The organism is Mesorhizobium sp. M1307 (genome assembly GCF_040318155.1).
Lineage (GTDB): Bacteria > Pseudomonadota > Alphaproteobacteria > Rhizobiales > Rhizobiaceae > Mesorhizobium.
Map to the genome: position 1 here is coordinate 38,930 of NZ_JAMYLR010000010.1, position 24,832 is coordinate 63,761.

The window sequence follows — 24,832 nt, forward strand, 5'->3', positions numbered from 1 at the left end:
ATGCTGCGCATCGAATGCCCCTGCTGCGGCCCGCGCGACCATGACGAGTTCCGCTATGGCGGCGATGCCTCGGTCACGCGTCCGGCCCATGACGACCCCGATCCGGAGGCCTGGTACCGATATGTCTATGTCAGGACAAACCCGGCCGGCCTGCACCGCGAATTCTGGCAGCACGTGACCGGTTGCCGGCAATGGCTGGTGGTCGAACGCGACACCCGCAACCACGCTGTCGCATCCGTCGACTTCGCCAGGAAATCGACTGTCAGGAAACCACCGGCATGAGTTCGAACCGCAATCGCCTGCCGGTGGGTGGCCGTATCAGTCGCGCGGTGCCGGTCGATTTCACCTTCGACGGCCGCAAGCTGATTGGATATCGCGGCGACACCCTTGCCTCGGCGCTGCTCGCCAACGGCGTTACCCTGGTCGGGCGCAGCTTCAAATATCATCGCCCGCGCGGCATTTTTTCCGCCGGGCCCGAAGAGCCGAATGCGCTGGTTACGCTCGGGAGCGCCGGCAGGCGCGAGCCGAACCTGCCGGCGGCGACACTGGAACTCGCCCACGGCATGGTCGTGGAGAGTCAGAACCGCTGGCCATCGCTTGCCTTCGACGTGCAAAGCGTCAACGGGCTGTTGGCACCGTTTCTGTCCGCCGGCTTCTACTACAAGACCTTCATGGGTCCGACGCGCCGCGCCTGGATGTTCTACGAACATTTCATCCGCAAGGCGGCCGGTCTGGGCAGAGCCGGCACCGGCCCCGATCCCGACCGCTACGAGGTTCATCATGACTTCGCCGATGTCGCCATCGTCGGCGGCGGCCCGGCGGGATTGTCGGCGGCGCGGGCAGCGGCCGCGGCCGGGGCGCGGGTCGCGCTGATCGAGCAGGATTTCCTACTTGGCGGCCAGCTTCTGGCGGAACCGTCCGACAGCGCAGCGGCCGCATGGCTGAGGCAGGCCGAGGCCGAGTTGGAGGACTTCGAAACCGTCGCGCTGATGAAGCGGACGACCGCTTTCGGCAGCTATGACGGCAATGTCCTTGGACTGGTCAAACAGCGCGATCCAACCGATCCGAAGCCGGCCGCCGAGGCCCGGCAAACGGTCACCATGCTGCGCGCCCGCTCGATTGTTTTCGCCACCGGCGCCATCGAGCGGCCGATGGTGTTCTCGAACAATGACCGGCCCGGCGTGATGCTTGCCTCGGCCGCCCGGACCTATCTCAATCGCTTCGCGGTCCTGCCGGGCAAGAGAATCATCGTCGCCACCACCAATGACGGTGCCTGGCGCACCGCCTTCGACCACGCCGCAGCCGGCGCGGAGGTGACGGTTGCCGATCTGCGCCCCGTCCCGCCCGCAGCACTTGCCGCAGAAGCCGCACGGCTCGGCGTCGTGGTGCGGGCCGCAACGCGCATCGTCGACCTGCACGGCGGCCATGCCGTCAGGCGCGTAACGCTCAATGGACCGGAGGGACAATCCTCGGCCGCCTGTGACCTGGTCTGCATCTCCGGCGGCTGGTCGCCAACCGTGCATCTCACCTCACACCTCGGTGTCAAACCTGTGTATCGCAACGACATTGACGGCTTCGTGCCGGGCGTCTTTTCAGCCAGCCAGTTCGGCGCCGGCGCAATGATAGGAGCCTATGTGACCGCCGCTGCCGTCGAGGACGGCCATCGCGCCGGCATCGAAGCGGCAGCCTCCTGCGGCAAGTCGGCGCCGGTGCCCGCTCCGTCGAAACTCGATCTGGACGAGACCGCCACGAGTTCACTTCGCGAGATCCCTTCCGTTGGACGTGGAAAGGCTTTCGTCGATTTCCAGATGGACGTGACGACCGGGGATATCGAGCTCGCCCATCGTGAGGGCTATGAATCAGTCGAGCACCTGAAGCGCTACACCACGCTCGGCATGGGCACCGACCAGGGCAAGACCAGCAATTTTGCCGCACTTGCCGCGATGGCCGCCCTGCGCAAGGCAACAATCCCCGAGACCGGCGCCACGACCTTCCGCCCGCCCTATACGCCCGTGGCGATCGGGGCGCTTGCTGGACGCGCCATCGGCCATCATTTCAAGCCGATCCGCCGCACGCCGATGCACGACTGGCACATGGCAAACGGCGCCGAGATGCTCGAGGTCGGGCTCTGGATGCGGCCCTATTTCTACTGGCAGTCGGGGCGTAACGTGAACGAGGCCTACGTCGCCGAAATGCGGACCGTACGTCAGGCGGCGGGCCTGATGGACATCTCCACGCTCGGCAAGATCGATGTCCAGGGCCCGGATGCGGCAATCTTCCTCGACCGCGTCTATGCCAACGGCTTTGCCAAACTGGCGATAGGCCGCGCCCGCTACGGCGTCATGCTGCGCGACGACGGCATCGTCTTCGACGACGGCACCACGACGCGGCTAGCGGAAAACCGGTTCTTCATGACCACTTCGACCGCCAAGGCCGCCGATGTGCTGTCGCGTCTCGAATTCCTGCTCGACACGGCCTGGCCGGATTTGCGCGTGGCCGTTACCTCGGTCAGCGATGAATGGGCGGCGATGTCGGTTGCCGGGCCTAACAGCCGCGCGATCCTGAATGCAGCGTTTCCCGCTCTCGACGTTTCCGAGGAGGCGCTTTCGCATATGGGACTACTCGAAAGCGAATGGGAGGCCCGTGCGCTCCGCATCCTGCGTCTCAGTTATTCCGGCGAGCGCGCTTACGAAGTCTATGTCGGCGCCACTGCCGGTGAACAGCTCTGGAGCCGCTTGCTCGAAGCCGGCAGACCCTTCGACCTGAAGCCTTACGGTGTCGAGGCGCTTGGCGCGCTGCGGGTCGAAAAGGGCCATGTCGCCGGACCGGAGATCGAAGGGCGCACGACGCTTGACGATCTCGGCCTCGGCCGCATGGCCGGCAAGCGCAGCGGCTTCGTCGGCGACGTCCTGCGACGGCGCCCTGCCCTCCGGGCGCCCAACCGGCAGCGTCTGGTCGGGCTGGAATGCATCGAAGAGGGAAAACGCCTGCGCGGCGGCGCCATCCTGTTCCTGCCGGATGAGAAACCCCATGGCCATGGGCGCGGTCGTGTCACCTCCGTCACTTTCAGCCCCGAACGCGGCCATTATGTCGGGTTGGCCTTGCTTGCCGGTGATGTCGCGGCAGAAGGAAGCGAGGTCGTGGCTGTCTATCCGATGAAGGGCGAAACGGTTCGCGCCCGCGTTGTCTCGCCGGTATTCATCGATCCGCAGGGAGAACGGCTGCATGGCTAGCTTGACCTCTTCTCGGGATTTCAGCCTGTCCGTGGCGGATTGTCCGCTTATCCAGATCGAGGGCTGGGACGCGACACTGAGACAATTCGAAAAGAGCGTCTCGGCGTCGCTCAACACGAAACTTCCCGCTTCGGTCGGAGAGACGGTTCGCCACAAGGGCCTTTTAACCATCCGCGTTGCACCTCGCCGCCTTTGGCTGGCTCTCGACGAAGGCACAGAAGCGCCAGCCCTTGTCGTCGACCCCGATCTCGGCTGTTCCGTGCCCCTCGGCGAAGGTCGTGTTCGTTTGAAAATGGCCGGCCCTGGTATTGCAAGGCTTCTGTCCGGCTGCATTGCCGTCGACTGGCACGCGCCGGCCGCCGCTCCGGGACGAGCCGTGCAAACGTCCTTCCATCATGTCTCCGTGCTCTTCCTGCGCACCGGCGAGGCCGCGTGCGAACTCATCGTGCCGCGAAGTTTTTCGCGAAGCCTCTCGGATTGGATTGCCGACGGCTAGCCAATGGCGGTTTCGCAGGCAAGGATCCGCTTTAGCGCCCGATCCAAAGCCGCTATCATGAGACCATTTACTCTCTTGCCGGCCAGTCTTGGAGAAGCGTAATCCCAAATTTCGGCGCGGCTGCTTTGAGCCGCTCGATATCGGCAGGCGTCGGCGGCCCAACCACCTCTCCCTTGCGGAGCTCATGACCACCTTCGGCGAGGAACTGCTCGAACACACTTGGCGTGTCTATCAGGATGTAGCGAACGGGCTGGTTGCCGGGATTCATAAGCTGGTGCGGGATGCCCCGCTTCAAAAACGTGCTCTCGCCGGGCGAGAGCGTTCGGACCACACCGTCCACAATTGCGGTCAAATGCCCTTCGATGACGTAGACCGTCTCGTCGTCATTCGCATGAACATGGATTGGCGTTTTCGTGTGCCCGTCGCTTCTGTTTTCGAAGAGACTCAACAAGCCTCCCGTCTGTTCGCCGGAGACCAGTCGCTTCATGACGATGCCTGCGAGCACGAATTCTTTTGGTTCAACATCCGTCATTGATCCAATCCTGCCAGGCATATTTGGTGGGCCGTCAAGCAGACGAGCTGCGCAGCGACATCCGGCAAACGTCGAACTGGCTCACGGGTTCCCGGTCGCGTTTGGACGAAAAGCCGGCTTCGTTCTCACCGGACATGCTGGCCGACATTCGCCAATTCGAGGGCGCCGCAGAGGTCCGCCTAACTGACGGCAAAGCTGCAACGGGCTGCCAGGCTCTCGCCGGGCCCAAGCACCGACAGTCCATTCCATTTGTCGATCGAACCACGATTGTGAGCATCGACAGGATGACTGACCGGTTCAAAACAGAAGAAGTCGCTCTCGTCCGATGGCGAATAGACCAGGTAGAAGTTCAAGGACGATGAAGCTTCAATCCGCAGGCTGCAACTGTGCTCCGGCCACGATATGGTAGCGACGGCGTCCCAACCGGCAAACAGATTGTTTATCCATCCGTTCGGCAATACGGCCGGGGCGCCGAAATCCCAATCGGGACGAGTTTTGATATCGACAAACCGTTCAGGGAGATGGCTGGGCAGTTCGAGACAAACCTGCGAGGCCGGCGCATGAAGCGTGGTCCGTGCCGTTCTTGGGAACCACGGATGGATGCCAAGCCCAAACGGGAGCCTGACCGGCGCCTGATTGACGATGCGAAGCTTCAGGTCGAGCCCCTGCCCGGCCAGGGCGTAGCTCACCTCGGCGCGATATCGGTATGGGCCGGGCCCGTTGCTGATGAGCGACAGCTTTGCGTTGTCCTGCGTTACGCTGTCGACGTCCCACTCGCTCGAAAATCCATTGCCGTGAATGGGAAATGGCTCGCCTGCAACATTGGCAGGCAGTTCGTGGAATTTGGAGTCGAATGTGAAGCCGCCGCCGGAGATGCGATTTGACCAGGGCAAAAGCAGGTTGCAGGCAAGGTCGAACGGGTTGCTGCTCCCGCCGTTTGGCCAAGGCCTGAAGATCGGCACGCGCCCGTGGTCCAGTCTCGCAAGACCTGCCCCAAGCGACGGGACGATTTCAGCGGACAGGTCTCCGCTTCCGATCTTGATCGTCCCGACCATCAGCTTCAGACGGTATCGGCCTTGGCAGCGGCGATCGGCTGTTGATGGCGGCCTTTGCGAGCCACTGCAAGAAGGTCGTTCGACGCGATCCCGATGAGCGCCTTCATCTGATCGTGTGCATCGTCGGCCCTCCGCATCCTGATTGCCTCCAGCACGTCGCCATGCGCGCTCAGCGTCTGCTGGTAATTAGCGGTGGCCGATGTGGTCAAGCGGAAGGAGAAGCTGAGGGCGGCCGCAAGCATATTGCCGAGATTGGCGAACACCGGGTTGCGGCTGGCACGAAGTATGGCGGTATGAAACCTGACGTCGGCATCGAGACACGCAGCGAGATCGTCCTGCGGAGCAATGCGCATGGCTTCATAGGCCGCTTCGATGACTGCGAGATCGCCTGACGTCGCCATCTTGGCCGCAAGTTGGGCGGCAGCGGGTTCAATGACCAGCCGCGCCTCGATCAATCCGCGGACGAAATCGAGATCGGGCTCGATATCGCGCATCCATTCCAGAACCTGTGCATCCAGCCTGTTCCATTCGCTCGACACGCGCACACGCGTCCCGGCCCGCTTGCGCGCCTCGATCAATCCTTTCGCCGAAAGCGTCAGAAGAGCATCGCGAAGCGCGGTGCGGCTCGCCCCGTAGATGACGCAAAGCTCGGCTTCCGTCGGCAGGACGGAGTGCTGGGCGTAGGAGCCGGCGAGGATGCGCTGTCCGAGATCGCGTGCGATGCGATCCTTGAGCGATGACGTGGTGCCATCTGCGGCAGGAATGTCCTGCTTGCCTTGGCCAGTCGAAGCGATCGCCGCGTCCATCGTCATGTCCTGTTCAAGTGGTACTCGGCAATTACCACAGCAAGTATCAGCAGCGAGCCCTTGGCAAGCAACTGATAGAAGGTTGGCACGGACGTCAGTATCATTCCGTTGTTGAGGACGCCAATGATGGCGACGCCCAGCAGTGCGCCGACGATCGTGCCCTTGCCGCCCTGCAAGGCGCAGCCACCAAGAACGGCCGCTGTGATGGCCTCGAGTTCCAGGCCTTGGGATCCGGATACGGGCTGCCCGGAGCCGGTACGGGCAGCCAACAGAATCCCGGCCAATCCGGCCGCCACTCCACTCATGATGTAGATGCCGACGCGGTAGCGGTTGATGTTGATGCCGGAGAAGCGTGCGACAACGGGATTGCCGCCCAGGGCATAGATGTTGCGGCCAACGATCGAGCGGGCAAGGAAGAGATGGAACACGATCGCGGTCAGCAAGAGAATCCAGATCAGCAGAGGCAGGCCGAGGATTCGTCCGATCCCGATGAAGCGGAAAGTGTCGCTGAAAATCGCGATCGATTGCCCATCGGACATGATGAACGCGATGCCGCGGAAGATCGCCATCGTACCGAGAGTCGCGATGACAGCGTTGACCCGCCCATAGGTGATGATGATGCCGTTCACGAGGCCGGCAAGACCGCCCAGGACCAGGCCGGCAAGAATGCCCGCGGCGGGTGATCCGGTGGCCTGGATGGCCATTGCCGTCGATACTGTGGTCAGACCGACAATTGCGCCGACGGCAATATCGAGCCCTCCGGCGACAATAACCACGGTCTGGCTCATCGCCAGAACGCCCAGGATGGTAATGCCTAGACCGATGTTCAGCAGGTTTCGGCTGGAGAAGAACACGTCGCCTCTCAGGGTGCCGAAAATGAGCACGAGAATGGCGAGAGCAACAAGAAGGCTTATGTTGTGAATGCCGATGCGCTCTGCGATGCGCAAGGAAGCGCGCCTTTTGCCGGTCTGCGTTGTTGCTGTCCTGAGCTCAAGGCTGTTCACTGAATTTGTCCTCCAAGCGATGCTGCAGATTGAGGCATGGCATGTCTGAGGATCGTGGCCTCGTCGATGTCAGGGCGGGAAAGTTCGGCCGTGATCCGGCCTCCAGCCATAACAAGCACCCTGTCGGCCAGCCCGATCAGTTCCGGCATTTCCGAGGAAATCAGGATTATGCCGATGCCGCTGGCGGCGAGTTCGTCGATCAGGCGATAGATTTCCGCCTTGGCGCCGATGTCGATGCCGCGGGTCGGCTCGTCGAGGATGAGAAGCATCGGCTGCCGCGCAAGCCAGCGCGCGAGAACGACCTTCTGTTGGTTGCCACCCGATAATTTCGAAACCTGTTCGTCGAGGTTGGGCGCCTTGATCGACATCTTTGCTGCAAGCGGTGAGACGATCTCCAGTGCCTTGCGCCGGTTGAAGAAGCCGAAGGTCGACGTTCTGTCGGGCACGCAAAGCGAGGCGTTATCAAGAATGCTTCGGAACAACAGCAGCGCCTCGTGCTTGCGGTCTTCCGGGGCAAAGCCGATGCCCGCCACGATCGCTGCATGCGGGCTGTTAGGGCCAACGGGCACACCATTCATCGTTATGGTTCCGTCGACGCGCCTATCATAGCCGACAATCGCCTTTGCCAGTTCGGATCGACCCGCACCCATAAGGCCGGCAATGCCTAGCACCTCGCCACGGCGGACCTTGAGGCCCACATCGGTGACGTGGTCGGTGGTCAGGCCCGTCACCTCCAGCAACGGTTGCCCCGATTGCCACGTCTCGCGCGTAAACAGATCGGCTATGTCGCGGCCCACCATGAGCTTGGCTATGGTCTGCTCGCTGGCACCGGCAGCGGGGGAATCATCGACCAGCCGGCCGTCCCGCAAGACGACAATGCGATCCGCAAGGTCGATGACCTCGTTCAGCCTGTGAGAGATGTAGACGATCGAAGTGCCCTCGCCGCGCAGCCGGCGAATTACTGAAAACAGACGGCGCGCTTCGTCGTCGGTCAGTGACGAGGTCGGCTCATCGAATGCGATCAGCCGGCCGCCGGCACGTATGGCGCGCATGATTTCGATCATCTGGCGCTGTGCCGGACCGAGTGTGCTGCAGAGTTGACGCGGCAGCATATCCTGCTGCATGCCGAAGGTCGCAAGCACCTTATCGGTCTGGTCCTCGAGCCTGTGCCAGTCGAGCAGGACGCCTGCCAGCCGCGGCAGTTCGCCGACGAAAATGTTCTCGGCCACGGTCAGGTTCGGAACGATCTCCGGCTCCTGATGGATGACGCGTATTCCAGCTCTGTGGCTGTCGCGCGGTTCGCTGAAGACGATCGGCGTGGAGCCATGCAGCACGGTGCCGGTGTCCGGTGCGAACACGCCCTCGAGAATTCGCATCATTGTCGACTTGCCGGCGCCATTCTCGCCAACCAGGGCAAGCACCTCTCCTGGCCGAAAGGCAATCGAGACATTGTCGAGCGCCTGCACGACGCCGAAGCGCTTCGATATCCTATCGAGCGAGAAGAAATCCGATTGCATCAAAAGCTCACTCCCGAGGATCGATCCCGTGTGCCCGCCGACGAACTGCCGGCCCAAAGAGCGTCATGCGCCCTGCGGCGCATGACGCATATCTGGTTCAGTGGCAGAGCTTGGCTTTGTAGTCCGACGCAAAATTGTCGGCGGTGATGTATTCCGGGTCAGTGAAGGATTGAACGGGAAGCTTGGTTCCGTCCTTGATGGAGGCCAAGAGAATCTTCACCGCCAGCGCGCCATGATTTTCCGAATTGAGCCACATCGTACCACGGAACGCCGAGGGCTTTCCGGATCCGAAGGCGTCACAAGCGCGGCTCCCGTCGATGCCGATCCCCATGCCCTGGTCTGCGGAATAGCCGGCATTCTCCAGTGCTCGCGCACCACCCAGCACGCCGTCATCGTTGCATGAAGAGAATATCCAGTTCGTGACGCTGGGATTGGCCGTCAATGTGGTGGTCATCACATCGATGGCGTTGACCATCGTATTGTCGTAGGGGACGCGAACGATGCTGCCCGGCTTGAAATCGGGCACCGCCTTCAGGAACGCTTCTTCCGCGCCCTTGTTGCGCTGCATGCAGGTATCGGCCTTGCGGTCCTCGATCGAGGCGATGCGCACCTCTTTGCCCGCCCAGCCTTCAGCCTTGTAGAGCTTGGCAAGCTCTTCGCCCACCCGCGCACCGATATTGTAAGCATTCATGCCGACATAGGGGACCTGGGTGCCATCCTGGTAGTAGATATCGTCGTCCACCGCCACCAAGGGAATTTTTGCGGCCTTTGCTTTCTCCGCGATGACAGGTCCCAGCGCCTTGTCGGGGACAACGATGGCGATGCCTTTCACGCCATCGCCGACCATCGTATCGAAGGTCGTGATCGTCAAATTGGCGTCGAACTGAACGTCCTGCGACACGAACGCGGCCCCTGCCGCCTCAGCCGCTTTCTTGGCGCCGCCGACTTCGGCGACGAACCATGGGTGGTCTCCCATCTTGTTGATGTAGCCGATCTTGATGTCGTCTGCGCTTGCTGTGCCACTCATCAGTCCGGCAGCCAATACCGCAAATGTCGCCAAAGCCTTTGTTGTGGTTTTCATGAATATCCTCCCTGAGAGCTCTATGGTGGTTGCTAGTCGTGGTAGAGAACCGAGCGCCCACCATCGATGGTGATCGTCTCGGCATTTATGAACGGCGCTTCGTCCGAAGCGAGGAAAACCGCCGTCATTGCAACCTCGTCCGGCCGGCCAATACGCTTGGGCGGATGGAGGTCGTAGGCTCGCCGCTTCTCCTCGGCGGGGTTCGGGAATGTGTTCCAGTAGGCTTCCGCGATCGGCGTCTCGATGTAGCCGGGTGCTATCGCGTTCACCCGGATACCGCGTGCGGCATATTCGATGGCCAGCGAACGGGTCAGGCCCAAAAGTGCATGCTTGGCGACCGGATACGGGAACGTATGGGGAATGATCTGGAAGGCGTGACAGCTCGCTATGTTGACGATGGAGCCCGAGCCCTTCGCCAGCATCGTCGGCAAAACCGCCTTGGCGCAGAACCACGCGGCCTGGAGGTCGAGCTTGAGGCAGCGCTCCCATTCCTCATCCGGCATCATCAATGGTTCGTAGAAGACGTTGGCGCCTGCATTGTTGACGAGAACGTCGACGCCGCCATAGCTCGTGATCGTGCGGGCGACCATGTCCGCGACCGCGGATGCGTCCGTGACATCCGTCTCGACGAACAATACGTCGGCGCCTCCGGCACGCAGTTCGTCGGCGATCGCTTTGCCGCTTGCCGCATTCAGTTCGGCAATGACGGTCTTTGCCCCATGCATCGCAAAAGCCCGGGCGGTGGCGGCACCTATGCCTTGGCCGGCGCCCGTGACGATTGCGATCTTTCCTTGCAGCCGACCTGCCATTGCATTCACCAGTCGACCACGGTGCCGTCCGGCATGACGGCATTGCGGGCATGCAGCACTTCCTGCTTGAAGGGGTGGCGCGCGATGACGTCCTCATTGACGGTGACGCCAAGGCCCGGCAGTTCGGGCAGGTCCCAGCGGCCTGGTTTACGCCGAATTGGCCAGGTAACGACCTCGTCGTACCAGGCGACGGCACCGGACATCTCCTCCTGAATGACGACGTTTGGCGTCGATATGCCGAAGTGAAGAGCAGCGACGCCAGCGATCGGACCGAGCGGGTTGTGCGGGGCAAGGCCGATGCCTGCCGTTTCCGCCATGGCCGCGATCTTCTTTGTCTCCAGCAGACCGCCAGTGTGGCAAATATCAGGCTGGGCAATGTTGAAGGCGCGGGCTGCGATCGAGTGCGTAAATTCGCGGCGCCCGATCAGCCGTTCGCCGGACGCGATCGGCACGGCCGATCGCGCCGTGATATGCGCCAGTCCGGCAACATCTTCGGGCGGCACGGGTTCTTCCGCGAACATGATGCGGGCCGGCTCGATTGCTCTGAGGTAATCCATCGCAGCGTTAACGGATGCAGGGCGTCCATGGAAATCGACCATGATGTCGATGTCCGGGCCAACCGCCTCGCGAAGTGAGCCAACCATGTTGGCAACAGAATCGACCGCCTTCGCAGGAGACACGTAGTGGGTGTAGGGAATGCAGACGACCTTGACAGCGTCGTAGCCTGCCTGCGTCACGATGCGTCCGCGTTCCACGATCGCGTCCGCGGATCCGGTCTCATAGACCGCCTTCATGTCTCCGAGGCCGAGATGCGTGTAGGTGCGCAGATAGTCGCGGACCCGACCGCCCAGAAGGCGCCAGACGGGGACTCCCAATGATTTGCCCAGGATGTCCCAGAGCGCGATCTCAATGCCGCTGACGGCGGACATTCCCTCGACGCCGAGACGCCAAAAGCCGTGCCGCGTAAGTATCTGGTAGCACTGCTCTACATTGCGCGGATCTTGCCCGATGAGCAGGGCCTCAAGGTCCTGAAGCGCCCCAACGACGGCTCTGGTCTTCCATTCCAGCGTTGCCTCACCCCAGCCAAACAGCCCGGGCTCGTCGGTTTCGACCCGGACGAAGACCCAGTTGCGCATTTCCGCATTGCAGACGCGCGCCTTGATGGCCGTGATTTTCATTGGTCCTCCCAGACCTGCCGCCTTTTTTCGATGGCAATATGTATGATTTATTATGGATAATATGGACGAGTCAAGCGCAACGTCGTCAAGGAACTGGTCCTCAGGAGGATCCGAGCAATTTTCGACCAATCCTTGTTCGCGGATGGAAGGGCTGTCAGCCGATCCGCGAACATCGCGGGAAAGGCGCGGCTAAATCACCGCGCAGACCGTTTTCGTCTCGAGATAGTTCTCCAGGCCCGGTGCGCCGTTCTCATAGCCCCAACCGGATTGCTTGTGGCCGCCCTTCGGCAGTTCCGGTGAGAAGTAGGAATGGCAATTGATCCAGACGGTGCCCGACCGGATACTTGCGGCAAGGCGATGCGCAGTGGATAGGTCGCGGGTCCAGACGCTTGCGGCGAGGCCGTAGGGCGAGTCGTTCGCAAGGCTTATCGCCTCCGCGACATCGTCGAACGGTGTCACGGCAACGACCGGGCCGAAGATTTCCTCGCGCATCATGCGCATGTCCGGGCGCACGCCGGTAACCACGGTCGGCTCGAAGAAGTTGTCGAAGCGCCGGCCGCCGGCGATGATCTCGGCGCCGCTGGAAGCACCATCGCCGACGTAGAAGGCGACGCGCGCAGCCTGGGTTCCGTTGACCAGCGGACCAAGGTCGGCATCCGGGTCAAGCCCGTGTCCGAGACGCAGCTTTCGCGCCTCCCCTGCCAGGCCCTCCACCAGACGGTCGTAGATCGAGCGATGCGCATACACACGCGAGCCGGCGACGCAGACCTGGCCGGCATTGGCGAAGATCCCCCGAGCCACTCCGGGGATTGCGAGCCCCATGTCCGCATCGGGCATGATGATGGCCGGCGACTTGCCACCCAGCTCGAGCGTCAGCTTCTTCAGATTGCCGCGCGCTGCGGAGACGATCATCTTTCCGACTTCCGTCGAGCCGGTGAAGGCGACCTTATCGACATCGGGATCTGCAGCCAATGCTGCGCCCACAGTTTCACCGAGACCGGTCACGATATTGACGACGCCGTCCGGCAAGCCGGCTTCGATCATCAGTTCGCCGAGCCTGAGCGCGGTGAGCGACGTTTCCTCAGCTGGCTTGAGCACGATCGTACAGCCGGCGGCAAGCGCCGGGGCGAGCTTCATCGAGGCCATGAGCAGCGGCGAATTCCATGGCGTTATGGCTGCCACGACACCGATCGGCTCGCGCACCGTGTAGGCGAAAATCTTGCTGCCCACCGGTTGGTACCTGATGGAGGTGGGGATGGTCGTGCCGAGGATTTTCGTCGCAAAACCGGCAAAATAGCGGAACTGCTCGGCCGAGGCGGGAATCTCGGCGAAGCGCGAGGTCTTCAGCGACTTTCCTTGGTCAAGCGTCTCGAGTTCTGCAAGCTCATCGGCATGGCGTTCAATCAGGTCGGCGATGCGCCATAGCAGCTTGCCGCGTGCCGACGGTGTCATGTCGCGCCAGCTCTCGCCTTCGAAAGCAGCACGCGCCGCAGCAACGGCGCGCCCGGCGTCATCGGCTGTGCCTTGCGCCAGCAGCGCGAGCGTGTCGCCATTCGCAGGATCGGTCGCGGGCAAGGTTGCGCCATCGCTGGCGTCGCACCAGCCGCCGCCGATCAGGTGCCGCATTCTGGGTTTGGCCAGGAACGCCTTGACGCCTGCATGCCTGGCTGCACCGTTTCGAATGATGACCGTCATGTCCGTACCCCGCAAGCGAGCGCCTCGACCGCCGCGAGAGCACCGCGGATGATGGAATGATAGCCGGTACAGCGGCAGATATTGCCTTCGAGCGCAGTGCGGATCTGAGACTCGTCTGGAGCCGGATTCTCCAGCAGCAGAGCGGTCAGCGCAACAGTGATGCCGGGTGCGCAGTAGCCGCACTGGAAGGCGTTTTCGGCCGCCAGGGCCTGGCGCAGGACAATAGCTTCGGGAAGGTCGTCGAAACCCTCCGGCGTGATGATGGTGGCCCGGTCGAGTTGCCACGACATGAGCAGACAGCCATTGACCGCGCGATCGTCCATCAGCACGGAACAAGCGCCGCAGCGGCCGATGCCGCAAGCCATCTTGGCGGCAGTCATGCCGAAATGATCGCGCAGCAGGTCGATCAGGCGCAACTCGGCGGGCACAGCCAGCGCCTGGCGGCAGCCGTTGAGGTTAAAGGTAATCGCGATCTCGGCACTCACGCTGCACTCCTCTGCAGGGCGTCGAGTACCCATTCAGGATCGACCGGGATGCGCTCGGGCCAAGCCCCTGTGGCGTCCGCAATCGCGTTGACGATGGCTGGCGTCACGGCGCCAATGCCAAGCTCACCAACTCCGCGCGGACCGAACGGGTCGTCCTCGTCCAGATCCTCCAACGCGAAGGTCGCGAGGCTTTCCGGCGTGTCGGCAATGCCTGGCAGCATGTAGAAATCGAGGTTGCCGGCAAGATACCGGCCATCCCGCATCGCCGCGTCCTCAGTGAGGGTGAAGCCCAGCCCCTGGACGCCGCCGCCTTCGATCTGGCCAAGATAGGCGGCAGCATCGAGCATCGGTCCGGCCGCGGTGTGCTGATGGAGCTCGAGCACGCGTACCTGCCCAGTGATGCGGCTCACGGCAACGCGCGCCAGTGTCGCGCCGAAGGCGAAGATCAGGCGTGCATTGCCTTCCAGATAGTCCGATTTCGGAAACTCGAAGCTGACGGCAGCAGCTGGCAGCCGGTCGGGAGGCAACGCCTCGGCAAGCTCGGCGAAACTCATGAGCAGTGAGCCGCTGTTGGAATGTCGCTCGACGATACCGCCGGGCGCCAGCGCCAGCGTCCCGGCTTCGCGGCAAAGCAGCTGGCCCGCTGCGGCCAGCAGGTCGCGCGCAAAAGCTGGTGCGGCGACTGCCGCGACCCGCCAGACCACGTGAGTGCCGCGCGAGGCGGTAGAGGAACCGGATTCGGGCGTCGCCGCCGTATCGCCGGTGACCGGCCGGACATCGTCGCGACCGCAGCCGAGCGCTCCGGCTACGGCGGCCTTGACCGAGGTGAGCAGGCCCTGTCCCATCTCGTCCAGGCCGTAGAGAGCTTCGATCATGCCATCCGCAGCCAAGCGCAACGCGCCTCCGGCCGGGTCCGGCGGCAGCGTGCCTAGTCCGTTGCCTTGATAGTTCATCGCCATCCCGACGCCGATCGTCTCACAGCCGTCGAACGACGGACCACGCGGCTTGGCCCAGATCGGGTCAGCAGCGGCGGCTTGCAGCATCTCGGCCAAACGTTCGGACGGCGCGACCTGCTGGCCGAGATGGCCTCGCGTGCCAGGCTCGCGCAAATTGCGGCGCCGTATCTCGATAATGTCGATGCCGGCGGCTTCGGCTAGCCGGTCCAGCTGGCACTCTACCGCGAAGGCCATCTGGTTGGCACCGAAGCCACGAAACGCGCCGCAGACGCCGTTATTGGTGTAGGCGAGCCTGCCCGAGCTGAGGACGTTGGGAACGACATATGGCCCGCAGGCGTGTTCGAGGGCCGTCTCAAGCACGCCCGGACCGAGCGACGCGTAGGCGCCGGCATCCGCGATCACATCCACCTGCTGTGCGAGCAGCCGACCTTCGGGGTCGCAGGCGGTACGCATATGGATGCGCATGGCATTGCGCTTGGTGCCCGCGATGACGGATTCCGCCCGGTCGAGATGCAGCCGCACGGCGCGTCCGGTCTTCAGCGCCAGCAGGGCCAGGGCCGGCTGCACGGTCAGCTCGTCCTTGCCGCCGAAAGCGCCGCCAGTCGGGCTGGTGACCACCCGTATCTGCTCTTGCGGCATACCGAGGATGCGCCAGAGCTGCATGCGGTCGCGGCGGCCATGCTGCCCACCGGCAAAGACGTTCAGGGTACCATCCGTACCGACGAAAGCGTAGCCGCCCTCCGTCTCCATAAAGCCGTGCATCTGGCTCGGCGTTTCGTAGACAGCCTCGACGATATGAGCTGCCTTGGCAAAAGTCGCGGCGGCATCGCCACGCGTGAACTCGAAACTGCACTGCAGATTGCCTGAGGCGTGGACCGGCTCGGCTCCAGCGGCGAGTGCCTGTTGGGGATCGCTCACAATTGGCAGCGGCTCGTATTCGACGCTGACGAGAGCAAGCGCGCGTTCGGCCGTCTTCATGTCAACAGCGGCAACAGCAGCAACCGCGTCGCCAACATAGCGGACCTTGTCGAAGCACAGTGCCGGCTGATCTTGCACGACAATGCCGAAGGCATTGCTGCCGGCAATGTCGCGGTGCGTGACAACCGCCGCGACGCCGGGCAGCGCCTCGGCCGCGCTCGTATCGATGGAAACGATCCTTGCATGGGGAATGCCAGCGCGCCGAATGCGCCCGACCAGCATACCGGGCTCGCGATGGTCGGTCAGGTATTCGAGCCGGCCGGCGATTTTCGGCGCGCCGTCCGGCCGCTGGTACCAGCGTGCGCCGGTTTCCGACCAGGACACAAGAACCTCGGCAGGCGGCTTTCCGGACGGCACGGTCCGCCGGCGCGGCGAATGTGCTCCTTGGGACAACTTGCCGCCGAGCCCGAAGACCAGCGCATTCGCCGCGACATTGCGCCGATAACGGCCGGACCGCCACGAATCGTCGATCGCCGGCACCTCTGCAAGAATTGCGGCGTGCAGCTCGGCCCAATCGATCTCTTGGAAGCGCCGGCCGATGAGCAGCGCTTCAGCGCGGCCAAGACGGGCTGCTTCGCCGCCGCCGCTGGCCGCGAGCCGCGCGATCGTGACAAGATCGTCCGCCGTTTCGATCAGTCCGGCGACACCAGCCACGCTTGGGGTGAAGGCGGCGCGCAGGCCGACTTTGCGATGGGTCGAGCGAGCGGCAGTTGGCTGCGGTGGAACGATGATCGTCTCAATGAGGGCCGCTGACGGTGCGTCGGCCAACCATTGCGCGAGCGGCACGACGGCGCGCCCAGCCGGTGAGACGATCTCCAGCTTCGCATCGATCGCGAGCAGGGCCGGCAGAAGGCAACCCGTGCGCCCCGCGACGTTGCCGCCCAGCGTTGCGAGATTGCGGACGGCGGGTCCCGCGGTGGCGCGGACGGCGGCTGCGAGCAGAGGCAAATTCTCGCCTATCGCCCGGTCACGCTCCAAGGCACCCAGGGTCGTCAGTGCGCCCATGCGAAAGCCGTCATCGGCCGGTTGGATGCCCTTCAGGCAGGCGATTCGGCCGATGTCGATGAGGCGCCGCGGCTTTGGCAGGCCCTTCGCCCAACCGAGCTGCAGCGCCGTGCCCCCGGCGACCAGTTGCGACGCGCCCTCGCCTGCCAATGACAGCGCCTCGGCAACGGAGGTCGGGCGAAGCACCTGGAGACCCGGCTCGGTCATGTGGCTCCGGCGGCCGTGCCGAAACGGATGCCCCTTTCCTTCAGCCAGCGGCGGTAGGCGATGGAGGACCCGTCGGCGCGGGTCGGGATTTCCATCCGCGGCTCGAGCGGAAGGCGCAGCGGCCGCTGGTTCTCCACGATGATCCGATCCTGCAGGAAGATGACCTGTTCGAAGTTGAGCAACGCCGTCTGCGTCGAAGCGGAGTCGAACAGATACATGACCGGCTGGGCGCGGCAGAGGTCTTCCTCGATGGGCTGAATGAACAGCGCGATCGCGTCGAGCCGGTCCGGCGCTCCAGGGCATACACGGTAAAGCATGACAACGAATGGGCTCGGCACACGATAGGTCAGATGCACAAACGCGCCGGAGCTTTCCGTTGCGGCAATGCGCGGCTGGAAGAACGTGCAGTTGGTCGCCCAGACCTCGTCCACCTCGCGACGTATCTCGCTCAGATAGGCCGGCACTTCCGTGTGCGGCTCCGAACCGAGAATGTCGGTATGCACGAACGGGAAATGCGCCATGTCGAGGAAATTCTCTACGACGCGCAAACCCGACGCCCGCATCGTCACCCAGCCGCAGGGCACGTAGCGGCGGTCGGGTTCCGATGCCTCGGCGATCTCGAAGATTTCCTTCCCGGGCAGGCCCAGCGTCGTCCAGACGCAGCCGTAGCGCTGCCGGACGGGCAGCGCCGGGCCGCGGTTGCCATCGTCCAGGACCTCCCGAACCGTGATTGCACCCGTGATGTCACGGACCAGTTCGATGTCCTGGCCGAGCAGCCGCGTGCGGCTCGGCGCGCCACCCAGGTCGGCCACCGTCGCCACCGCGTACCAATCGTCCAGTGCCGCGCTGTCCGTCGTCTTCATCACCGAGGCCGCCCTATTGTGTCCACTGCAGGCTGCCGCCGGAATTCTCGGCGAGGAAGGCGGCGCGCCGGGCGAACAGGCCAGGCGCTACGCGATGGATTTCGGCGATGATCTCGCGCAGGTCGCCGGTGCGCAGCACGCCGTCCTCGACGAGGATCTCGCCATCGACCATCGTCAAAGACACGTCGCTGCCGCGCACGGCGTGGACGAGATTGTGGTGGAAGTTGAAATAAGGTCCGTCGCGGAAGACCGGCGTCATGCGCGGCGTATCGGTGCGGACCGCGATGATGTCGGCGCGCTTGCCGACTTCAATCGAGCCGATCTCGTGGTCGAGGCCGATCGCCCTGGCGCCGAGGATGGTGGCCATCCGCAGCACCTGCCAGCTATCCATGGCGGCGGCGTCGAGGTCCTTCAGCTTGCCCAGCAGCGATGCCACCTTCATCTCTTCGAACATGTCGAAATTGTTGTTCTCCTTCTCGCCGTCCGTGCCGATCCCGACAGGCACGCCGGCCTTCAGCATCTCTGCCACCAGCGCGATGCCGCTCGCCAGCTTCATGTTGGAAACAGGGTTGTGGGCCACCGAGACGCGGCGCTTGGAAATGAGCGCTATCTCCTCTCGATCGAGCCAGACGGCGTGGGCGATCATGGCGCGCGGCGTTTCGAAGAAGCCGAGGTCGTCCAGCGCGAACATCGGCCGTTTGCCGTAGCGCCGCTCAAATTCCGCGATCTCGATCTCGGCCTCGCTGCAATGTGTGTGGAAGCCGGTCTCGTATTTCCTTGCGAGTTCGATCGCCCGGCGCTGGCCGGCTTCGTCGGCATAAAACAGATGCTCCAGCCCGACCCAGACGTTGATGCGGCCGCCCGCCTTGCGATGCCAGCCCTCGATCATCGCCTCGTTCATGTCGAGCGTGTCGAAATAATTGTAGTCGGGATGCTCGCCGACGTAAGGCACGGCGACCAGGCGGTTGCCGATCGCCTCGGCCGCCCTGGCGCTGCCTTCCATGAACCGCCACATGTCGACGACGGTGGTCGTGCCGCCGAGCACGGATTCCGCGTAGCAGAGCCACGACGCCGCCTCGGCCTCGTGTGGCCGCAGCACGCGATGCATCGGATTGATATGGAGCGTCAGCCAGTCCCAGACCGGCAGGTGCTCCGCCGTGCCGCGCAGGAAACCGGAATGCGCATGCGCATTGACCAGCCCGGGCAAAAGCACCGCATTGTCGAGCTTCTTCACGGCCACGGCCGGATACGCAGCGCGCAATGCTGCGAGTGCGCTGACCGCGGCGATACGACCATCCTCGACCAGCACGGCGCCATCAGGCAACACGTGGTTATCTTCATCCATGGTGAGCAGCGTGTCGGCAGCAAGGATGAGGCCTTGGGTCATCGCAGGTACTCCGTGTGCAGTCCGTCGGTCATGACATCCTCAAGCTGCCGCCGCGAGCAGGAAATCGGCGGCGCGCTCGCCGATCATCGTGGCGGGCGCGTGGGTGTTGCAGGTCGGGATCGTCGGGATCACCGAGGCATCGGCAACATGCAGGCCGTCCAGCCCGTGCACGGCGAGACGGCTGTCGACGACGGCCATCGCGTCCTCGCCCATCTTGGCTGTTCCGCAGGTGTGGAAGAACGTCGTGCATGCCTCGCGGATGAAGGCGATTGTCTCGGTGCGGGTCAGTCGGCGGTCAGGTGCGGCAAAGTTGCGGAAGACACCGGCGTTCGCCTTTGCAGACGCCATCTCCATCACCATCTCGACCGCAGTGACCATGGCGTCGAGGTCTTCCGGTTCCGCCAGAAAGTTCGGTTGGATTTCGAGCGGCCCGCCGGGCTTGCCGTCGAGCAACTTCAAGTGCCCGACGCTCTTCGAGCGCATCAGGCCCGCACCGAAGGAAAAGACATCGCCGGATAGATCGTAGCGCGCGCGCATCGCCGGTTCGGCGCTGTTGCCCTGGACGGGGAAGGCATGCAGGTCGGGCTGCGGCAGGTCCGGCCGCGACTTCCAGTTGACCATCGAGCCACCGCCATTGCCCACTATCGGTCCGATCGGTCGTTTCGCGCGGAAGACGCAGGCCTGCGCCAGCGGATGGTCCTGAAGATTCCTGCCGACACCCGGCAGGGCGCGAACGACCGCAATGCCAAGGCGCTGCAGTTCGATCGGATCGCCGATGCCCGACAGCATCAGCAGGCGTGGCGTGTCGATGGCCCCGGCCGCGAGCACGATGCTCTCTTGCGCGCGCGTTTCGCAGATTTCGCCGCCGACGAGGTGCTTGACCGCGACGCATCGGCTGCCTTCGACCGTCAGGCCGATGGCCGCGGATCCGGTCAGCACCGTCAGCATCGGGTGATCCAGGATCGGCACGAGATAGCCTGTCGCCGAACTCCAGCGCTTGCCGTCGCAGATGTTGAAATTCGCGGCCGCCGCCCCCTCGTTGCTGGGGCCGTTCGGATCGTCGATTACGGGGATGCCGATCTCGGCCGCGCCATCGATCAGCGCCTGCGCGACCGGGTGCAGTGCCGTCGGCCGCTCGATATGGAGCGGACCGCCCGCTCCGCGAAACTCGCTTGCACCGTCGCGCCAGTCCTCGCAGCGCCGGAAATAGGGCAGCACGTCGGCGAAGCTCCAGCCCTTGGCGCCGCCAGCCTCCCAGGCATCGTAATCATGCGGATGGCCGCGATACCACATCATCGCGTTGATGGCGCTTGAGCCGCCAAGCAGGCGCCCGCGCGGGATTCCGATGGTACGGCCGTTCACGCTCAGTGTCGGAGCATAGTCATAGCCCCAGTCATAGGTGCCGCGACCAAGCGGCACCCACTTGCCGGGGTCCTCGATCTCTTCGACCCCAAGACCCGTCGGGCCGGCCTCGATCAGGAGGACGTCGGCGCCGGCATCGACCAGTCGCCGCGTCACCGCACAGCCACCGGAACCCGAGCCGACCACGACGTAGTCGTAGCTGGGTTTCAGCGCGCGTCGGGGGACGACAGGTCCGAGGGTGCTCATGATCTCGTCAGTTGTGCTCGCTCGGGCCCATGATGACGATGCCTTCGCTCGCCTCGACGTGGCGGACGAAGATATACTTGTCCTCGCGGCCGTCGCTGTATTTGCGCTTGATGTCCGGCTGAACCGTTCCCGAGACCTTGGCGACCACCACATAGGGAGCGTCAAAGGCGAGCCCCCTCGCGCAATGCGCGTCGAACTCCTCCACGGTGCGCGCCGTATGGGCGTTCTCGACGCCGGCGCCGCGCGCGATCGCGGCAAGGTCGACGCGGCCCAGCGCCGTATGCGTCGGCGGGCCGCCGATCGACTGGTAGCACTCATTGTCCCAGACCACGATGAAGAGGTTCTTCGGTTGTTCGTTTCCGAGCGTGGCCAGGATGCCGAGATTGAAGAGCAGGCCGCCATCCGTATCGAGCGAAACGACGCGGCGGTGCGGCAGGCCGGCGGCGAGCCCGAAGGCCTGCGGCGTGACGCAGCCGAGTTGCTGCTGGAACAGGCTCGCTTCGCGCATATGCGGCGCGGCGTTGTACCACTCGTCGACGCTGCCGCCGAGCGAAAGGATCACCAACTCATCCTTCAACCGCGCGGCAAGCGCCTTCATGCAGTCGAATCGTTTCATCGCACCACCTCGCCGCCGAGCGCCACGGCCGAATGGTAGTAGGACGCATAAGACCAGGAATAGGCGTCAACGATGGCGCGCTCGATCTTCGCCTCCTCGGTGACGATCCGGTACGGAACGCGCAGCGCATTCAGCACCGGCTCCATGGTGATGCCATGCGGGATTGCCCACCAGTTGTTCTCGCCAAGCTCGCCGCGATAGCTCATCAGCATCACGACCGGGATGCCGGCTCCGAGGCCCATGCGGGCCAGCGGCTCGACCGAGGCGCGCAAGCCGGAGTTTTCCATGACCAGCGCCGCGCGCTTGCCCGACAGGAAGACCCCGCCGCAGATCGCCGCGCCCTCACCCTCGTTGGTGACGCGGATCGTGCGGATATCCGGATCAGCATCAAGGGCCGGGTAGAGCTCCTTGAACAGCGAATCGGGCAGGTAGCAGACGATGCTCACTCCCGCCCGCTTAAGCCCCCGAATGACCGCGTCGACCGCACTCTGCTTCATGACATCCCCTTCGGCCGGGAAGTCTCGCAAAGCTCAGTTGTTCGAGATAGGGACAAATTGCTCTCTTTATCGATGCGCAAAATGCAACAACTAATCATGCAACGCCTCGACCATGCGGGCCAGCAGCGCCGCGAATGCGGAGGCCGCATCCGACATTTCGCGTTCAAGTCGGGCGAGCAGCATCAGTCGGTGCGGGTTCATGCGAGAATCGCGCAACGGCACGAAAACGATCGATCCGTCAGCCACTTCCGGTTCGATGCCGAGCTTGGTGCGAAGCACCACGCCGAGGTTGAGGCGCACCATCTCGGTCATCAGTCCGATCGAGTTGGTCCGCGACCGTCGCGAGATGTCGATCATGGAGCGCCCGATCGCATCGTCGATCGAAATGCCCAAAGCAAGGCTGTTGTCCGAGACGATGACCTGTTCGCCGGCAAGATCGAACAGCTTCACTTCCTTGCGGCCGGCAAGGCGGCTGTCCGGATGAGCGACGACGCCCAGCGACAGAGGCGTGCTCGCGATCTTGCGCACGTTGCGCGGCACGCGCACGTCGAAAGCAAGCGCCAGATCGCATTCGCCGTCGGCAACCGCATCGCAGGCCCGCTGCGACCCGGCGACATGCACATCAACCGAGATCTGCGGGTGGCGCTTCCAGAATTCCTTCAGCGCGTTCGGCACCAGCCCACGCGCCGCGCTCTCCACGATTGCCACGGACAACGAGCCGCGGTTGAGGCCACTGAGATCGTTGATCTCGGACGAGGCGCGCGCCAACTCGGTGATGCTCTGACGCGCGTGGTAGAGCAGAAGCTCGCCTGCGCTGGTCAGTTTCAGTCGCTGGCGCACGCGTTCGAAGAGCGGTGTGCCCAGTTCGTCCTCCAAGCCCTTGATGACGCGGCTGATAGAGGATGGCGCCACGTTGAGCGCCTGCGCGGTCTGGCGCACCGAGCCCAGCCGCGCGACCATTTGGAAATAATGGATGCGCGGTGAGACCAGGCCAAGCCGGAAGGGGTCCACTCAGACGGCCTCGAAGGCGGGGACGATCTCCATTTCCGGCACCAGCACGAGACCCTTGTCGGTGATGCGGATTTCGGGGATGACCGAGAGCGGGATGAGGTTGAAGCCCATATAGGGGATGGAGCAGCCGGCCGCCTGCCATTCCCGCTTGAGGACCTTCACCTCCTCCGCGACCTCAGTGACGCGCTTGTCGGACAGCAGACCGGCGATCGGCAGTTCGACCATGGCAGTCACTTTGCCGTCGACGACGACACAGACGCCGCCTTGCGTTTCCTCGATCGCCCGCAGCGCCACCCGCATGTCGGCCTCGTTGAGGCCGGCGATGATGATGTTGTGGCTGTCGTGGCCGACGGACGATGCGACGGCGCCGCGTCGCAGCGTGAAATTGCTGAGCAGCCCGTAGGCGACGTTGCCGTCCGACTTGCCATGTCGCTCGACCACGGTGACGAAGCACAGGCCGTGGCGGTCGAAATGGTTCTGCCAATCGTTGGCCGGATCGAGCGTGATCTTCTGGTGGCCGAGCGTGATCCCCGGCAGTTCGGTGCGGATGGTATGCGCCACCACCTTGCCGGTTGGCAGGTCCGGCGTCAGCTTGATCTGCTTCGGCAGCTTCACTGTGTGGTAGGCCGTGTCCGGATAGCGGTAGCGGGTCGAGAGGGCCTGATCGAGCAGCGGCGTGATCTTGCCGTCATCGACGACGAGTTCGCCGCCATACCACGTGCTGACGGGATCGAAGCCGTCGTCGAGCAGCACCAGGTCGGCACGGCGGCCACCACCGAGGCCTCCGATTTCGCCTTCCATTGCAAAGCGCGTCGCGCCATGCAGCGAGCCCATCGACCAGGCCTGCTCCGGCGTCATGCCGGCCTTCATCGCCTCGCGCGTCACCCAGTCCAGGCCGAAGAGCATCAGGTCGTCAGCATCGCGGTCGTCGGTGCAGACCGCGATGCGTTTGTGCGAGGCTCCGAGTTCCGTAATCGTCTTGATCGCTGCGGGCAGGCTGTGCCACGGTGTCGTCGGCGGGCCGCCACGCAGGAACAGCCAGATGCCGGCCTCGAGCATGTCGTCGGCGATCTCGCGGTCGATCGCCTCATGGGTATCGGTGACGCCGGAGGCCGCATAGGCCGACACGAATTCGCGCCCATAGACGTGTCCCGACACCGGGCGGCCGCGTCTCAGCGCCGCAGCGAGGATGGCATGGCTGCGTTCATCGCCCATAGCCACTGGCACGAAATCCATCTTCTCGCCGAGCGCCACGGCTTCCGGCCATTTGTCGAACAATGCGCCGATCTTCTCGGCTGTCAGGTCGCCACCGGCCGTTTCCAGCAACGGCGAAGTTGCCGGGACGGTGCTCGGAACCGTCAGGAAAATGGACAACGGCGCCAGGCGCGCGTCCTCCAGCATCGCCTCGATGCCAGCAACGTCCATGACGTTGCCGATCTCGTGGCTGTCGCAGAAGAGGGTCGTGGTGCCGTTGAGCAGCGCCGCCTCGGCATAGGCGCAGGCCGTCACCATCGAGGATTCGATGTGAATGTGCGGATCGACAAGGCCGGGCGCGACGATGCCGCCCCTGGCGTCATATGTCCGGGCGCTGCCGCCCTTGTAGGTGCCGGCCGGCTTCACGGCGGCGATCCGTCCTCCCGACAGCCAGATCTCGCGGCCTGGAAGAATGCGCTCCGAATAGGTCGACAACACGCGTGCGCCGGCAATGACCAGATCGGGATCGGCTCGCCCGGAAGCGACACCGGCCAGTCGCCGGGTCATGGACGAGAGCGGCTGGACGGACAAGCGCGTGAGAGAGGTCATTCTGTTGCTA

General features: G+C 63.8%; 21 protein-coding genes. 3 read left to right on the forward strand and 18 right to left on the reverse strand.

The window, feature by feature from the left end:
• The 3 genes from NKH16_RS14425 to NKH16_RS14435 are packed head-to-tail and all read left to right on the forward strand — an operon-like array spanning position 1 to position 3,729.
• Complete coding sequence (locus tag NKH16_RS14425; RefSeq protein WP_352899951.1) at positions 1-282, forward strand: sarcosine oxidase subunit delta; 282 nt, start codon at positions 1-3, stop codon at positions 280-282.
• Positions 279-3,233: a sarcosine oxidase subunit alpha family protein gene (locus NKH16_RS14430; RefSeq protein ID WP_352899954.1), complete on the forward strand. Its 2,955-nt coding sequence runs from the start codon at positions 279-281 to the stop codon at positions 3,231-3,233. Before NKH16_RS14425 ends, NKH16_RS14430 begins: the two co-directional genes overlap by 4 nt.
• Positions 3,226-3,729, forward strand: coding sequence for a sarcosine oxidase subunit gamma family protein (locus tag NKH16_RS14435; protein WP_352745637.1), 504 nt, complete (start codon positions 3,226-3,228; stop codon positions 3,727-3,729). The genes NKH16_RS14430 and NKH16_RS14435 overlap by 8 nt, the downstream gene beginning before the upstream one ends.
• A gap of 67 nt (positions 3,730-3,796) precedes the next feature.
• Here NKH16_RS14435 and NKH16_RS14440 read toward each other — a convergent pair whose 3' ends face one another.
• The 18 genes from NKH16_RS14440 to NKH16_RS14525 all read right to left on the reverse strand — a co-directional run bounded on the left by NKH16_RS14440 (position 3,797) and on the right by NKH16_RS14525 (position 24,822).
• On the reverse strand, positions 3,797-4,261 hold the full coding sequence (locus NKH16_RS14440) for a cupin domain-containing protein (protein ID WP_352745635.1): 465 nt from the start codon (positions 4,259-4,261) through the stop codon (positions 3,797-3,799).
• A gap of 179 nt (positions 4,262-4,440) precedes the next feature.
• The gene (locus tag NKH16_RS14445) at positions 4,441-5,316 is read right to left on the reverse strand and encodes an aldose 1-epimerase (protein ID WP_352899958.1); all 876 of its coding nucleotides are present in this window, start codon (positions 5,314-5,316) and stop codon (positions 4,441-4,443) included.
• A 5-nt stretch (positions 5,317-5,321) separates the two neighbouring features.
• Complete coding sequence (locus tag NKH16_RS14450; RefSeq protein WP_245274602.1) at positions 5,322-6,122, reverse strand: FadR/GntR family transcriptional regulator; 801 nt, start codon at positions 6,120-6,122, stop codon at positions 5,322-5,324.
• 2 nt (positions 6,123-6,124) lie between these two features.
• Positions 6,125-7,126, reverse strand: coding sequence for an ABC transporter permease (locus NKH16_RS14455; protein ID WP_023674247.1), 1,002 nt, complete (start codon positions 7,124-7,126; stop codon positions 6,125-6,127).
• The gene (locus NKH16_RS14460; RefSeq protein ID WP_352899961.1) at positions 7,123-8,643 is read right to left on the reverse strand and encodes a sugar ABC transporter ATP-binding protein; all 1,521 of its coding nucleotides are present in this window, start codon (positions 8,641-8,643) and stop codon (positions 7,123-7,125) included. The genes NKH16_RS14455 and NKH16_RS14460 overlap by 4 nt, the downstream gene beginning before the upstream one ends.
• A gap of 97 nt (positions 8,644-8,740) precedes the next feature.
• Complete coding sequence (locus tag NKH16_RS14465) at positions 8,741-9,724, reverse strand: substrate-binding domain-containing protein (RefSeq protein WP_352899963.1); 984 nt, start codon at positions 9,722-9,724, stop codon at positions 8,741-8,743.
• 32 nt (positions 9,725-9,756) lie between these two features.
• Positions 9,757-10,533, reverse strand: coding sequence for an SDR family oxidoreductase (locus NKH16_RS14470; RefSeq protein WP_352571181.1), 777 nt, complete (start codon positions 10,531-10,533; stop codon positions 9,757-9,759).
• 5 nt (positions 10,534-10,538) lie between these two features.
• Positions 10,539-11,711 (reverse strand): galactonate dehydratase, encoded by a 1,173-nt coding sequence (gene dgoD / locus NKH16_RS14475; RefSeq protein WP_352899965.1) that lies wholly within the window; start codon positions 11,709-11,711, stop codon positions 10,539-10,541.
• 189 nt (positions 11,712-11,900) lie between these two features.
• Complete coding sequence (locus tag NKH16_RS14480) at positions 11,901-13,406, reverse strand: aldehyde dehydrogenase family protein (RefSeq protein WP_352899968.1); 1,506 nt, start codon at positions 13,404-13,406, stop codon at positions 11,901-11,903.
• On the reverse strand, positions 13,403-13,891 hold the full coding sequence (locus NKH16_RS14485; RefSeq protein ID WP_352756900.1) for a (2Fe-2S)-binding protein: 489 nt from the start codon (positions 13,889-13,891) through the stop codon (positions 13,403-13,405). The genes NKH16_RS14480 and NKH16_RS14485 overlap by 4 nt, the downstream gene beginning before the upstream one ends.
• Positions 13,888-17,037: a molybdopterin cofactor-binding domain-containing protein gene (locus NKH16_RS14490; protein WP_352899971.1), complete on the reverse strand. Its 3,150-nt coding sequence runs from the start codon at positions 17,035-17,037 to the stop codon at positions 13,888-13,890. Before NKH16_RS14490 ends, NKH16_RS14485 begins: the two co-directional genes overlap by 4 nt.
• Positions 17,034-17,900 carry an aromatic ring-hydroxylating dioxygenase subunit alpha gene (locus NKH16_RS14495; RefSeq protein WP_352900132.1) on the reverse strand — a complete coding sequence of 289 codons (867 nt, stop codon included), beginning with the start codon at positions 17,898-17,900 and terminating at the stop codon, positions 17,034-17,036. The genes NKH16_RS14490 and NKH16_RS14495 overlap by 4 nt, the downstream gene beginning before the upstream one ends.
• Before the next feature lie 13 nt (positions 17,901-17,913).
• Positions 17,914-19,287 carry an amidohydrolase family protein gene (locus NKH16_RS14500; RefSeq protein WP_352899974.1) on the reverse strand — a complete coding sequence of 458 codons (1,374 nt, stop codon included), beginning with the start codon at positions 19,285-19,287 and terminating at the stop codon, positions 17,914-17,916.
• Positions 19,288-19,326: 39 nt separating this feature from the next.
• Positions 19,327-20,895 carry a GMC family oxidoreductase gene (locus NKH16_RS14505; RefSeq protein WP_352899977.1) on the reverse strand — a complete coding sequence of 523 codons (1,569 nt, stop codon included), beginning with the start codon at positions 20,893-20,895 and terminating at the stop codon, positions 19,327-19,329.
• 7 nt (positions 20,896-20,902) lie between these two features.
• The gene (locus tag NKH16_RS14510) at positions 20,903-21,511 is read right to left on the reverse strand and encodes a thiamine pyrophosphate-dependent enzyme (protein ID WP_352899980.1); all 609 of its coding nucleotides are present in this window, start codon (positions 21,509-21,511) and stop codon (positions 20,903-20,905) included.
• On the reverse strand, positions 21,508-22,008 hold the full coding sequence (locus tag NKH16_RS14515; protein WP_023674235.1) for a thiamine pyrophosphate-binding protein: 501 nt from the start codon (positions 22,006-22,008) through the stop codon (positions 21,508-21,510). Before NKH16_RS14515 ends, NKH16_RS14510 begins: the two co-directional genes overlap by 4 nt.
• A 90-nt stretch (positions 22,009-22,098) precedes the next feature.
• Entirely contained in the window at positions 22,099-23,019 is a 921-nt protein-coding gene (locus NKH16_RS14520; protein WP_352899983.1) for a LysR family transcriptional regulator, read from the reverse strand.
• Positions 23,020-24,822, reverse strand: a complete 1,803-nt coding sequence (locus NKH16_RS14525; RefSeq protein WP_352899985.1) for an adenine deaminase — start codon at positions 24,820-24,822, stop codon at positions 23,020-23,022.
• Between the last annotated feature and the right edge of the window lie 10 nt (positions 24,823-24,832).

What these genes read in the sequence shown, in the direction of transcription:
- NKH16_RS14515 (WP_023674235.1), bottom strand. Translation starts at nt 22,008, where the DNA reads ATGAAGCAGAGTGCGGTCGACGCGGTCATTCGGGGGCTTAAGCGGGCG.
- NKH16_RS14490 (WP_352899971.1), bottom strand. Translation starts at nt 17,037, where the DNA reads ATGACCGAGCCGGGTCTCCAGGTGCTTCGCCCGACCTCCGTTGCCGAG.
- NKH16_RS14500 (WP_352899974.1), bottom strand. Translation starts at nt 19,287, where the DNA reads ATGACCCAAGGCCTCATCCTTGCTGCCGACACGCTGCTCACCATGGAT.
- NKH16_RS14425 (WP_352899951.1), top strand. Translation starts at nt 1, where the DNA reads ATGCTGCGCATCGAATGCCCCTGCTGCGGCCCGCGCGACCATGACGAG.
- NKH16_RS14460 (WP_352899961.1), bottom strand. Translation starts at nt 8,643, where the DNA reads ATGCAATCGGATTTCTTCTCGCTCGATAGGATATCGAAGCGCTTCGGC.
- dgoD (WP_352899965.1), bottom strand. Translation starts at nt 11,711, where the DNA reads ATGAAAATCACGGCCATCAAGGCGCGCGTCTGCAATGCGGAAATGCGC.
- NKH16_RS14510 (WP_352899980.1), bottom strand. Translation starts at nt 21,511, where the DNA reads ATGAAACGATTCGACTGCATGAAGGCGCTTGCCGCGCGGTTGAAGGAT.
- NKH16_RS14495 (WP_352900132.1), bottom strand. Translation starts at nt 17,900, where the DNA reads ATGAAGACGACGGACAGCGCGGCACTGGACGATTGGTACGCGGTGGCG.
- NKH16_RS14470 (WP_352571181.1), bottom strand. Translation starts at nt 10,533, where the DNA reads ATGGCAGGTCGGCTGCAAGGAAAGATCGCAATCGTCACGGGCGCCGGC.
- NKH16_RS14505 (WP_352899977.1), bottom strand. Translation starts at nt 20,895, where the DNA reads ATGAGCACCCTCGGACCTGTCGTCCCCCGACGCGCGCTGAAACCCAGC.
- NKH16_RS14430 (WP_352899954.1), top strand. Translation starts at nt 279, where the DNA reads ATGAGTTCGAACCGCAATCGCCTGCCGGTGGGTGGCCGTATCAGTCGC.
- NKH16_RS14435 (WP_352745637.1), top strand. Translation starts at nt 3,226, where the DNA reads ATGGCTAGCTTGACCTCTTCTCGGGATTTCAGCCTGTCCGTGGCGGAT.
- NKH16_RS14450 (WP_245274602.1), bottom strand. Translation starts at nt 6,122, where the DNA reads ATGGACGCGGCGATCGCTTCGACTGGCCAAGGCAAGCAGGACATTCCT.
- NKH16_RS14445 (WP_352899958.1), bottom strand. Translation starts at nt 5,316, where the DNA reads ATGGTCGGGACGATCAAGATCGGAAGCGGAGACCTGTCCGCTGAAATC.
- NKH16_RS14465 (WP_352899963.1), bottom strand. Translation starts at nt 9,724, where the DNA reads ATGAAAACCACAACAAAGGCTTTGGCGACATTTGCGGTATTGGCTGCC.
- NKH16_RS14525 (WP_352899985.1), bottom strand. Translation starts at nt 24,822, where the DNA reads ATGACCTCTCTCACGCGCTTGTCCGTCCAGCCGCTCTCGTCCATGACC.
- NKH16_RS14440 (WP_352745635.1), bottom strand. Translation starts at nt 4,261, where the DNA reads ATGACGGATGTTGAACCAAAAGAATTCGTGCTCGCAGGCATCGTCATG.
- NKH16_RS14480 (WP_352899968.1), bottom strand. Translation starts at nt 13,406, where the DNA reads ATGACGGTCATCATTCGAAACGGTGCAGCCAGGCATGCAGGCGTCAAG.